Raw genomic sequence first — 10,938 nt, 5'->3', positions numbered from 1 at the left:
CTCGATGGTCGGCAGCGGGCCCGCGGGCGGTGTCGCCGCAGCTCAGGCCGCGGCGAGGGGGATCACGCCTCTTCGGCGGCCTGGGCGGCGTCCTCGGCGGCCTCACCCTGGGGGGCTGCCTCCTCCTCGGACTCGAGGTCCGCCTCGGTCGGCGCCTCGATCACGTTGACGATCAGGGTCTCGGGATCGGAGACCAGGGTGCTGCCGGCGGGGAGCTCGATGTCGGCGGCGGTGATCTGGAGGCCTGCCTCGGCGTCCTCGACCGAGACCTCGAAGCCCTCGGGCAGGAGGGTGGCGTCGGCCTCGATCTCGACGTAGCTGGCGTCCTGGGTGACGAGGGTGCCCGGGGCGGCGTCGCCGACGACCGTGACGGAGACCTCGACCGTGACCTTCTCGCCCTTGCGCACGACCAGCAGGTCGGTGTGCTCGATGACGCGGGTCAGCGGGTGCACGTCGATCTGCTTGGGCAGCGCGAGCTGCTCCTCGCCCTCGATGTCCAGCGTGAGCAGCGAGTTGGTGCCGTGTGCACGCAGCACCGCGGCGAACTCCAGGGTGTTGAGGAGGAGGTGGCGCGGCTCGGTGTGGTGGCCGTAGAGCACCGCGGGGACCTGGCCCTCACGACGGGCGCGGCGGGCGGAGCCCTTGCCGAACTCGGTGCGGATGGAGGTCTTGAGGTTGTTGATTTCCTTGGCCATGGTGAACCTTCTGTCGGTGGGGAGCGCGCGTGCGCTCTGCGGGCGGGAGACCTCCCCGGCGACCGAGACGATCGCCCGGGGCGGCCCACCGGGGACCACACCGACAATGATCGCGTCGATAACGGAGTGGCCCCTGCAGGGCCCTCCCTCGCCGAGATGACCCGATCAGCCTAGCGGCGCGGCGCCCCGCCCCCAAATCACGTCGGGTACCCCGGGCTCCGGGTCACGCCGGGGCCCGGGTCACTCCGACCACCCCAACCGTCAGAGGATCTCCTCGACGGCCGAGGTGGGCCGCGCCAGGCGGGTGCCCTTGCCGGTGACGACGAAGGGCCGCTCGATGAGCCGGGGGTGCGCCACCATCGCCTCGAGCAGTTCCTCGTCCGAGGCCTCGAGCAGACCCAGCTCGGTGAACTCGGCCTCCTTGACCCGCACGGCCTGCCGCACCGTCAGCCCGGCGTCGGAGATGAGGGTGCGGAGCTCGGCGACCGTGGGCGGGGTGTCGAGGTACTTGACCACAGTCGGCTCGACCCCCCGCTCGCGCAGCAGGTCGAGCGCCTGCCGGGACTTCGAACAGCGCGGGTTGTGGTAGATCGTGGCGCGACCCGCGGCGTCCGCGGACATGTCAGGCGTTCCCGTTGAACAGGCTGGTCACCGAGCCGTTCTCGAAGACCTCGTGGATGGTCCGGGCCAGCAGCGGGGCGATGGACAGCACGGTGAGGTTGTCGAACCGCTTCTCCGGCGGGATCGGCAGCGTGTCGGTGGTGATGACCTCCTTGGCCCCGCACGTGGCCAGCCGCTCGGCCGCCGGGTCGGAGAAGACACCGTGGGTACAGGCGATGATCACGTCGCCGGCACCGGCGTCCTTGAGGACCTTGACGGCGCCGGCGATGGTGCCGCCGGTGTCGATCATGTCGTCCATCAGCACACAGGTGCGTCCCTCGACGTCACCCACGACGCGGTTGGACTTGACCTGGTTGGGCACGTTGGGGTCGCGGGTCTTGTGGACGAACGCCAGGGGCGCACCGTCGAGGGCGTCGGCCCACTTCTCGCCCACCTTGACGCGGCCGGCGTCGGGGGAGACCACGCAGATGTTGTCCGTGCCGTAGTGCTCACGCACGTAGTCCGACAGCTGGCCCTGGGCGTGCATGTGGTCGACCGGGCCGTCGAAGAAGCCCTGGATCTGGTCGGTGTGCAGGTCGACCGTGATGATCCGGTCGGCGCCGGCGGTCTTGAGCAGATCGGCGATCAGGCGGGCCGAGATGGGCTCACGACCACGGTGCTTCTTGTCCTGCCGCGCGTACGGGTAGAACGGCAGCACGGCCGTGATCCGCTTGGCGCTGCCGCGCTTGAGGGCGTCGATCATGATGAGCTGCTCCATGATCCACTTGTTCAGCGGCGCCGGGCAGCTCTGCAGCACGAACGCGTCGCAGCCGCGGACAGACTGCTCGAAGCGGACGAAGATCTCCCCGTTGGCGAAGTCGCGGGCGGTCTGGGGGGTGACCTCGATCCCCAGCTCGGCGGCGACCTGATCCGAGAGTTCGGGGTGCGCACGCCCCGCGAAAAACATCAGGTTCTTCTGGTTGTCGATCCACTCGCTCACTCGGTGAGTCCGTCCTTCTAGGAGTCGTTCCGGGTACGTAGGGCGGCCTCGGCCGAGCCGGAATCCGGTCGGTTCTCGATCACCCAGTCGTCGATGTTCCTCTGTCGTCCGCCGGACACCGCCAGGGCCCCGGGCGGGACGTCGTTCTTGATCACGGTACCCGCGCCCGAATAGGCCCCGTCTCCGACGGTCACCGGTGCGATGAACATGGTGTCCGAACCGGTGCGGCAGTGATCGCCGATCACTGTACGGTTCTTGTTCACCCCGTCGTAATTGACGAAGACGCTGGATGCCCCGATATTGGTGTGCTCCCCGATGGTCGCGTCGCCCACGTAGGTCAGGTGCGGGACCTTGGTGTGCGCCCCGATGCTCGACTTCTTGACCTCCACGAAGGTGCCGATCTTGCTGCGCTCGCCGAGCTCCGCCTGCGGACGCAGGTAGGCGAACGGGCCGACCTCCGCTCCGGGCCCGATGCTCGCGCCGACGGCATGGGTGCGCACGACGCTCGCGCCCTCGCCGACCGTGGTGTCCTGCAGGGTGGTGTCGGGTCCGACGGTCGCGCCGTCGCCGATCACGGTGGAGCCGGTGAGGTGGGTGCCCGGCAGGATGGTGACGTCCCGGCCGATGCGGACGTCCACGTCCACCCAGGTGCTGCCCGGATCGACGATCGTCGCGCCGGCGCGCATGGCCGTCTCACACAGGCGGCGGTTCATCTCGGCGGCCAGCCCGGCCAGCTGGACGCGGTCGTTGACCCCGGCCACCAGATCGGCGTCCTCGACACGGTGGCCGCGGATGAGCCCGTTGGACTGACGCGCCAACTGGATGACGTCGGTCAGGTACAGCTCGCCCTGCGAGTTGTCGGTGCCCAGTTCGCCCAACTTCTCCCGCAGGACGCGGGCGTCGAAGGCGTAGATGCCGGAGTTGACCTCGTCGATCGCCCGCTCGTCGTCCGAGGCGTCCTTGTGCTCGACGATCCTGAGCACCTCGCCGTCGTCGTTCCGCACGATCCGCCCGTACCCCGTGGGGTCGGGGGCCGTGGAGGTCAGAATGGTGACCGAGGCGCGTGGCCGGAGGTCGTGGCGCGTGACCACCTCGCGGAGGGTGTCGGCGTCCAGCAGGGGGATGTCCGAGGTGGTGACCAGCACCGTTCCCGAGAAGTCGTTGGGCAGGGCGGCCATGCCCGCGGCCACCGCGTCGCCCGTGCCGTTCTGCTCCTCCTGCACCGCGGTGGTCACCGGGACACCCAGGTCGACGGCGAGTTCGGCGACCGCGGCCCCGACCTGCTCACGCTGGTGCCCCACCACCACGACGATCTGCTCCGGGTGGATCCCGGCCGCGGCGTGCAGCGCGTGCCCGAGCATCGTCCGGCCGCACACCCGGTGCAGCATCTTGGGGGTCGCGCTCTTCATCCGGGTGCCGGAACCGGCGGCCAGGACGATGACCGCGGTCTGCGAGCGGTCGGTGTCGGGTGTCGTCATCAAGTCTCCTCGGGCGGCGTGGCGTGCCGGTGTCGGGTTCGCGTCCGGCGAGCGGACCGTCTCCGAAAGGATAAGGGCTGGGTCTGACGGGGACCACGTCGTTGCGCGGTACCGGTGGAGGCCCGCCTGTGCGGCCCCTACGGTGGGGCCCACCATCAGGGCCGTCAATCGGAGAGGGGACACAGATGACCCACGACAAGACGGTGGCCGACCTCGTCGTCGAACGACTGGTCGCCTGGGATGTGGAACGGATCTACGGATACGCCGGGGACGGGAACAACCCGATACTCGGCGCGCTGCAGCGGTCCGACGTGGCACCGCGGTTCATGCGGGCGCGGCACGAGGAGTCCGCGGCGTTCATGGCGGTGGCCGACGCCAAGTACTCGGGCGGGGTGGGAGTGGTCAACTCCACACAGGGCCCGGGTGCCGTGCACCTGCTCAACGGCCTGTACGACGCCAAGCTGGACAGCGTTCCGGTGGTGGCGCTGGTGGCTCAGCAGCACACGGGCGTGCTCGGCTCCGGTTACCAGCAGGAGATCGACCTGAGCAGCGTGTTCGCCGACGTGGCCGGGCCTTATCTGCAGACCGTCGTGGCCGCCGAGCAGTTGCCCATGGTGATCGACAGGGCGTTCCGCGCCGCCCTCACGCACCGGACCCCCGTCGTCGTCGTCCTTCCCCACGACGTCCAGAACGCGCCCGCCCCCGACCTGGGTGACGACCTCGGCCAGGAACACGGCGTGGTGGTGACCGCACCGGAATGGACGCACGGGGTGGTCTCGCCGCGCGAGGACGACGTGGCACGCGCGGTCGAACTGCTGGACGCGGGGGAGCGGGTGGCCATCCTGGCAGGGCGCGGCATGGCCGGGGCCCGGCAGGAACTGATGGACCTGGCCGAGCGCCTGGACGCCGGGGTGACGATGAGCCTCCTGGGCAAGCCGTACGTGGACGAATCCCACCCGCAGGTGGGTGGGACGATGGGGCACCTGGGGACGACGGCGAGCGCGCGCATCCTGCAGAACTGCGACACCCTCCTGATAGTCGGATCGAACGATCCCTGGACGGAGTTCTACCCGGTGCCCGGGCAGGCGCGGGCCGTGCAGATCGACCTCGACCCGTCGCACCTGGCCAACCGCTACCCGGTCGAGGTGGGGCTGGTCGGTGACTCCGCGGTGGCGTTGCGCGCGCTGACCGAGCGCGTGGGCGTGCGTGACCGGTCGGCGTGGCGCGGCCGGGTGGAGCACTGGGTCGAGCAGTGGCGCGAGATCTCCCGCGAGCGCGCCGAGGTCCCGGCCCGCGGCCTCAACCCGGAGTCGGTGGCCCGACGGTTGTGCCGTCACATGCCGCACGACTCCCGGCTCGCCGTGGACGTGGGCAGTGCGGTCTACCACTACGTCCGGCAGATGGACCTGCCCACCTCGGTCCCGGCCCACCTGTCGTCCACGCTGGCGTCGATGGGCTGCGGCATCCCGTACGCGATCGCCGCCAAGGCCACCGCCCCGGCCAGGCCCGTCGTGGTGCTGGCCGGCGACGGGGCCGTGCAGATGTTGGGGATCAACGAGCTGATCACCGTCTCCGAGGCGTGGCCCGGATGGGACGACCCCACGATGGTCGTGGTGGTGCTGTGCAACGGCGACCTGGCGGAGGTGAGCTGGGAGCAGCGGGAGACCGAGGCGGCCCCGCGGTTCGCGCCCTCGCAGGACGTCCCGGCGTTCGACATGGCCGGTTACGCCCGGCTGCTGGGGCTGCGCGGGGTTCGGGTCGAGGACGCCGACCAGCTCGACGCCGCGCTGGAGACGGCGTTCACGGCGGACCGGCCCACGGTGATCGAGGCGGTCACCGACCCCGACGTCCCGCTGCTGCCGCCCTTCCCCCACGGCCGGGAGATGCTCGGGTCGATGCGCGAGGGCCTGCGGGCGGAAGGCGACGCCGGACGCCACGGGTTGGTACTGCTGGAGGAGTACGCCCGAATCGAAGAGGAGAGGTTCACATGACCGGAGCGAACGAGCCCGACCCGCAGTCCGTCACCCAGCAGGGTGAAGAGGAGGTCCGCACCCCGCGCAACCGGCGCCAACCCGTGCTCGCCGTTCTGGCGATCGTGGCGATCCTGCTGCTCGTCCTGGCGCTCGCGATCTCCGGCGGGATGGGCTGAGATCCGCGAGGGGGCCGGAGGCTCCCCCGCCAGGACTCGAACCTGGAATATCTGAACCAAAATCAGAAGTGTTGCCGATTACACCACGGGGGAACGACCCTGACCGGGTCGGTAACAGTCTGGCACACCTCCCGGCGCCCGGTGGCGCGGACCTGCTGGAGCGGCGGGGGTCACGAAGGGGTCCGGCGGCGGGCGACCGTTCGCGGTGCCCGGGGGCCGTCGTGCGCACCCGCAGCCGAGGCTGCCGCCGGGTGGCCTGACCCCCGTTTCCGTCATCACGTTTCCGTCATCGCGATCGGAACGCTCGACAACAGAGGCGGCCCGTCAGAAACTCCCGAGAGGCCACCGGGCTCGCAGCCCCGGCGAGGAGGGGGAGAGGGACGTCGACGATCTCCCCGCTCCTTCGTCGACGGTCCCCACCCCACCGGGTCTCCCGCCGGGGCTATTCTCCTCCTGCCGAACGCCGCTCGGCCCCAGCGGCCCGCGACGCCCCGCATCCCGACCGCACCACCCAGGAGGACTGATGACGTGGTCGACCCGCGCCGGTATCCCCATCGACGGGGCCATGATCGGTGGCGATGACCAGACCCCGGCCATGTCCGGTCCCGTCGTCGACGGGTTGTCCGAGTACTGCCGCCGTCAGGTCCTCCTCGGACGGGAGTTGGCATGAGCACCGACTCCCACCAGCCCCCTGTCGATGCCGGTGAGGCCCCTGTTGCCACTGCCGCCGCGCGCGACCTCGTCCCCTTCCGCTCGGCCCTCCGGGTGTGGTTCCTGATCTCCCTGCAGACCTTCGGAGGTCCGGCCGGTCAGATCGCGGTCATGCAGCGGGTCCTCGTCGAGGACCGGCGCTGGATCGGGCAGCGGCGGTTCAACCACGCGCTCAACTACTGCATGCTGTTGCCCGGCCCCGAGGCCCAGCAGCTCTCGATCTATCTCGGGTGGTTGCTCAACGGCACTCGCGGTGGCATCGCGGCGGGGACCCTGTTCGTGTTGCCCGGCGTGGTCGCACTCGGAGCCCTCTCGGCGGTCTACGTCGCCTTCGGGGACACCACCGCCGTCGCGGCCGTCTTCGCGGGGCTCGCCCCGGCGGTGTTGGCCATCGTCGCCCAGGCCGTGTTGAGGGTGGCCAGGAGGTCTCTCACTCGCCCGGCCCTGATCGCTCTCGCGGGTGGGTCGTTCGCCGCGCTCGCCCTGTTCGCGGTGCCGTTCCCGGTGGTGATCGCCGTGGCCGCTCTCGCCGGTTGGCTGCTCTCGCGCCGCGACCCGGACTTCGCGCACCCGCCTCAGGGTGACGGTGACCAGGACGAGACCGCCCCCGTCATCTCCGACGATGCGCTCCACGATGACCGGCCGAGCTCCGGTCGGTTGGTGAGGATCCTGGCGATCGGGCTGGGATTGTGGGCGGCGCCGATCGCGGCGGTGACCGTGATCTTCGGATCCGACAGCATCTTCACCACCCAGGGACTGTTCTTCTCGTTCTCCGCCCTGGTCACCTTCGGCGGTGCGTACGCGGTGCTGGCCTTCATCGCCCAACAGGCGGTGGAGACCTTCGGATGGTTGGCGCCGGGGGAGATGGTGCGCGGACTGGCGTTGGCGGAGACCACCCCGGGGCCGCTGATCATGGTGGTGCAGTTCGTCGCGTTCCTGGCCGCCTACCGCAACCCCGGGGGTCTCGACCCCTGGGTCGCCGCCACCCTGGGAGCCCTCCTGGTCACCTGGGTCACCTTCGTCCCGAGCTTCCTGTTCATCCTGCTGGGAGCGCCGTACGTCGAGCGGTTGCGCCACAACGTGGCCATCTCGGCCGCGCTCGCGGGCATCACCGCTGCCGTGGTGGGGGTGATCGCCAACCTCGCGCTCTACTTCGCACTCAACACCCTGTTCACCGCCACCAGCATCTGGACCTGGGGTCCTCTCCGGATCACCATTCCCGACGCCGCGTCGGTGAACCCCGTGGCAGTGGGCATCACCCTTGTCGCGCTCGTGCTGACCTTCGTCCTGCGCTGGCCGATCCTGCGGGTGCTCGGGGTGTGCGCCCTGCTGGGCCCGGCCAGTCTGCTGATCCCCCTGTGAGCGGGGCCGTCTAGTCTCGGGGGGACGGGCGAAAGGGTTGATGATGACGGGCGAGGCCATTCCGGCTCCGAGGACCAGGATGACGGCGGCCAAGCGACGGCAGCAGCTGGTCGAGGTGGGCCGCCGGATCTTCGCGGAGTACGGCTACGATTCCGCGACGGTGGAGGAGATCGCGGCTGTCGCCGGGGTCTCCAAGCCGGTGGTCTACGAGCACTTCGGCGGCAAGGAGGGCCTCTACGCCGTGGTGTGTGACCGCGAGCTGGCGTACCTCGGTGCCGAGATCACCGAGTCCCTGCAGGGCGAGGGGTCCCGGCGCCGGATCGAGCGCGCCGCCATGGCGTTGCTGCGCTACGTCGAGGAACGCACCGACGGGTTCAGGATCCTGGTCCGCGAGTCGTCGACGGCCCCCGGGGGGTCGTACTCCACCCTGCTCAACGACGCGACGGCGAGCGTGACGTACATCCTCGAGGAGGAGTTCGTGAACCGGGGCTTCGACCCCGTCACCGCGAGCGTGTACGCGCAGGCGTTGGTGGGAATGGTGTCCGGTACCGCGCAGTGGTGGCTGGACGTGCGCACCCCGCCCAAGGAGGAGGTGGCCGCGCACATCGTCAACCTGTGCTTCAACGGGCTCTCCCACCTCGACCCGAGGCCGACCCTCGAGGCCGAGGTGCGGGACAAGTACACCGGGCCGAGCAACCCGGAGGGGGCACTGGTCGGCCGCGATCTGCGCCCGGGGCCGGGTCGGCCGTAGCCCGTCCCCGCGACCGGCGCGGGGTTCAGGCCATGGCCGGCGAGGGCAGACGCCCGGCATCTGCACGCAGCCTGAACGCGACGGCCACCATGACGGCGCCCACGGCCAGCCCGAACCAGCCGGCGAAGATCACGAACGTGCCGATGGCCGAGGGGCCGACCAGGCCGAGGCCGATGCCGAGCGCGATGAGCACCGCCCCCAGTGCGCCCATGATCCACGAGTCCGAGATCTCGTGACGCAGTGTCCGCGCCCCGTAGGCCACGAGTGCTCCCGAGACCACGAGCCAGGCGGCGAACACCAGCGTGAGCGCCGTGGCGGACAGTCCGGGCCAGAACAACACGACCATCCCGAGCACGATGACACCGGCGCCGGTGGCGATCAGTCCACCCCTGCCCCGGTGCTCGCCCGGCAGGGCCAGCCCGGTGGTGACGGTCATGGCGCCGTCCCCGATCGCGAACGCGGCCACCAGGAACACGGCGAGCGTCATGCCGGCGCCCGTATCGGACCCGGGAGCGACGAGTGCCGTGGCGCCGAGCGTGAGGGCCAGCCCTCCGCGGATCAGTTGAACCCACCAGTTGCGGGTGAGGGAATCGATCATGTCGTCCACCTTTCGGGCGGTGGCCTCTCGCCATCGCGATACTGTAGTGATCACTACAGTAGAACTCCGGGCACGCACGGACAATGAGGCGCTGGACACAGGACCGGGAGGCAGCATGGCCGAGGAGGGGACCGTGGGGGACCAGGTGAGCGGGAGCAGGCGCACGCGGACGAAAGGTCGCGAGTCCAGACGGAGGATCCTCGAGGCCGCCGCTGCGGTGGCCGGGGAGCGCGGGTACGAGGGGACCAGCATCGCGCAGGTCAGCAAGGTCAGCGGGCTCCCCGCGAGTTCGATCTACTGGCACTTCGCCGACAAGGACGCCCTCCTGGCCGCTGTGGTGGAGGAGAGCATCGAGCTGTGGCTGGGCCAGGTGACCCGGGGCCAGGGGGACTCACTCGCCGAGCGGGTGACCGATCTGTGCCAGGGGGTGGCCAGGACGTTCTCGGAGTCGCCGGACTTCCTTCGACTGGTCTTGATGCTGGCGTTGGAACGGCGCCCCGTGGAGCCGGCGGCCCGCGAGATCTACCTGCGGCTGCGCGGGGAGGCGATAGGACGGATCGCGGAGGAACTCGCACTCGTGCGGCCAGGGCTGGCTGCCGCGGACGCGCGGCTCGTGGCGACGTATGCACTCGGTGGTGGCGACGGGATCTTCCTCGCGTCGTTGACCGGGGACGCCGACGTGCCAGCGCTGTTCCGGCTGCACGCGGAGGCGATCGTGCACCTGGTCGAGCAGGCGGAGGCCGCGGGGTCCTGATCGCAGGGCGCGGTGAGACGAGCGATCGTGGGGTCAGCGGCGGAAGACCTCGAGGAGGAAGCCCTCCTCTCGGTGGTGCGCCAGGAGGGTGAGATCGCCGCGCTCGGCCAGCGCGGCGTGGACGTCCTCGCCGGTGCAGGCGTGGTCGGGGGATCGGCCCCGCCAGTGACAGGCCACCACCGTCCCTCCCGGCTCGACCAGCCTCAGCAGCCCGGTGAGGAGCCCGTCCAGCTCCGCGACCGGGGTGTAGTAGAGGAACTCCGACAGGACCAGCAGGTCGCAGGTGGCGTGCGGCCACGGGTCGAGAGCGTCGGCGGTACGGACGTGGGCGGTGGTCACCCCGGCGCGGGCGAGTCGACGGCGGGCCTCCTCCGCGGCGGTGTCGACCACGTCCACCCCGTGGACCTCGTCGCAGCGCGCGGCCAACATCTCGGTGAGCACGCCCACCGAGCACGCGGGCTCGAAGCACACCCGGTACCGCTGCTCGGGCAGCGACGCCACTATCAGCCCGTAGCGGCGCAGCTCGTACCAGGCGGTCGCGAAGTCCCAGGGATCCGACGAGTCGGAGTACATCGACTCGAAGTAGTGGCCGGGAGTGCTCACCAGAACACCGTCTCCTCTCGGGTGACCAGACGGTCGAGGACCCAGTCCGGCAGGATCGCCTCGTCACCACTCCGGTCGGACAGTGGCGCGACCTGGGTGACGAACTCGGACACGGCAGCCCGCTTGGCGGCGAGCTCGTGGTCGGTGAGCACCACCCGGCGGCGCCGCGCCCACGGCACCCGCGGGTCCCCGGGTGCGGCCCAGTGCCAGGCCCACACCGGGTACTCGACGAGCCGG

12 protein-coding genes, 1 tRNA gene and 1 pseudogene are annotated in these 10,938 nt (G+C 70.6%); 6 read left to right on the top strand and 8 right to left on the bottom strand.

Annotation, left to right across the window (positions count from 1 at the left end; translation table 11 throughout):
- Window positions 1–62: 62 nt before the first annotated feature.
- The 4 genes from G6020_RS13665 to glmU all read right to left on the bottom strand — a co-directional run bounded on the left by G6020_RS13665 (window position 63) and on the right by glmU (window position 3,773).
- Complete coding sequence (locus G6020_RS13665) at window positions 63–695, bottom strand: 50S ribosomal protein L25/general stress protein Ctc (RefSeq protein ID WP_182610988.1); 633 nt, start codon at window positions 693–695, stop codon at window positions 63–65.
- 261 nt (window positions 696–956) lie between these two features.
- On the bottom strand, window positions 957–1,316 hold the full coding sequence (gene arsC, locus G6020_RS13660) for an arsenate reductase (glutaredoxin) (protein WP_179525801.1): 360 nt from the start codon (window positions 1,314–1,316) through the stop codon (window positions 957–959).
- A gap of 1 nt (window position 1,317) precedes the next feature.
- Window positions 1,318–2,295, bottom strand: a complete 978-nt coding sequence (locus tag G6020_RS13655) for a ribose-phosphate diphosphokinase (protein WP_179525800.1) — start codon at window positions 2,293–2,295, stop codon at window positions 1,318–1,320.
- A 17-nt stretch (window positions 2,296–2,312) separates the two neighbouring features.
- Window positions 2,313–3,773, bottom strand: coding sequence for a bifunctional UDP-N-acetylglucosamine diphosphorylase/glucosamine-1-phosphate N-acetyltransferase GlmU (glmU, locus tag G6020_RS13650; RefSeq protein WP_182610987.1), 1,461 nt, complete (start codon window positions 3,771–3,773; stop codon window positions 2,313–2,315).
- 185 nt (window positions 3,774–3,958) lie between these two features.
- On the opposite strand from glmU, the gene G6020_RS13645 reads away from it, so the two are divergent.
- Window positions 3,959–5,764, top strand: coding sequence for a thiamine pyrophosphate-requiring protein (locus G6020_RS13645; RefSeq protein ID WP_182610986.1), 1,806 nt, complete (start codon window positions 3,959–3,961; stop codon window positions 5,762–5,764).
- On the top strand, window positions 5,761–5,922 hold the full coding sequence (locus G6020_RS13640) for a hypothetical protein (protein ID WP_179525797.1): 162 nt from the start codon (window positions 5,761–5,763) through the stop codon (window positions 5,920–5,922). Before G6020_RS13645 ends, G6020_RS13640 begins: the two co-directional genes overlap by 4 nt.
- Before the next feature lie 21 nt (window positions 5,923–5,943).
- Here G6020_RS13640 and G6020_RS13635 read toward each other — a convergent pair.
- A tRNA-Gln gene (locus G6020_RS13635) sits at window positions 5,944–6,015 on the bottom strand.
- 430 nt (window positions 6,016–6,445) lie between these two features.
- Here G6020_RS13635 and G6020_RS13630 point away from each other — a divergent pair.
- From G6020_RS13630 to G6020_RS13620, 3 genes are all read left to right on the top strand, one after another.
- Window positions 6,446–6,592, top strand: a complete 147-nt coding sequence (locus tag G6020_RS13630; RefSeq protein WP_182610985.1) for a hypothetical protein — start codon at window positions 6,446–6,448, stop codon at window positions 6,590–6,592.
- Complete coding sequence (gene chrA / locus G6020_RS13625; RefSeq protein WP_182610984.1) at window positions 6,589–7,995, top strand: chromate efflux transporter; 1,407 nt, start codon at window positions 6,589–6,591, stop codon at window positions 7,993–7,995. The genes G6020_RS13630 and chrA overlap by 4 nt, the downstream gene beginning before the upstream one ends.
- Before the next feature lie 79 nt (window positions 7,996–8,074).
- Window positions 8,075–8,746 (top strand): TetR/AcrR family transcriptional regulator, encoded by a 672-nt coding sequence (locus tag G6020_RS13620; protein WP_241730788.1) that lies wholly within the window; start codon window positions 8,075–8,077, stop codon window positions 8,744–8,746.
- A gap of 25 nt (window positions 8,747–8,771) precedes the next feature.
- Here G6020_RS13620 and G6020_RS13615 read toward each other — a convergent pair whose 3' ends face one another.
- Window positions 8,772–9,344 carry a DUF308 domain-containing protein gene (locus G6020_RS13615; protein WP_182610983.1) on the bottom strand — a complete coding sequence of 191 codons (573 nt, stop codon included), beginning with the start codon at window positions 9,342–9,344 and terminating at the stop codon, window positions 8,772–8,774.
- 115 nt (window positions 9,345–9,459) lie between these two features.
- Here G6020_RS13615 and G6020_RS13610 point away from each other — a divergent pair, with 115 nt between their 5' ends.
- Window positions 9,460–10,098: a TetR/AcrR family transcriptional regulator gene (locus G6020_RS13610; RefSeq protein WP_182610982.1), complete on the top strand. Its 639-nt coding sequence runs from the start codon at window positions 9,460–9,462 to the stop codon at window positions 10,096–10,098.
- A 33-nt stretch (window positions 10,099–10,131) separates the two neighbouring features.
- Here G6020_RS13610 and G6020_RS13605 read toward each other — a convergent pair whose 3' ends face one another.
- Both G6020_RS13605 and G6020_RS13600 read right to left on the bottom strand, forming a co-directional pair.
- Entirely contained in the window at window positions 10,132–10,701 is a 570-nt protein-coding gene (locus G6020_RS13605; RefSeq protein ID WP_182610981.1) for a class I SAM-dependent methyltransferase, read from the bottom strand.
- A pseudogene (locus G6020_RS13600) lies at window positions 10,698–10,938 on the bottom strand (PIG-L family deacetylase); the annotation flags it as partial. The pseudogene G6020_RS13600 and the gene G6020_RS13605, both read right to left, overlap by 4 nt.

Source organism: Dietzia sp. B19 (genome assembly GCF_014145155.1).
Lineage (GTDB): Bacteria > Actinomycetota > Actinomycetes > Mycobacteriales > Mycobacteriaceae > Dietzia > Dietzia natronolimnaea.
This window is presented reverse-complemented; position numbering and strand designations above follow the sequence as displayed.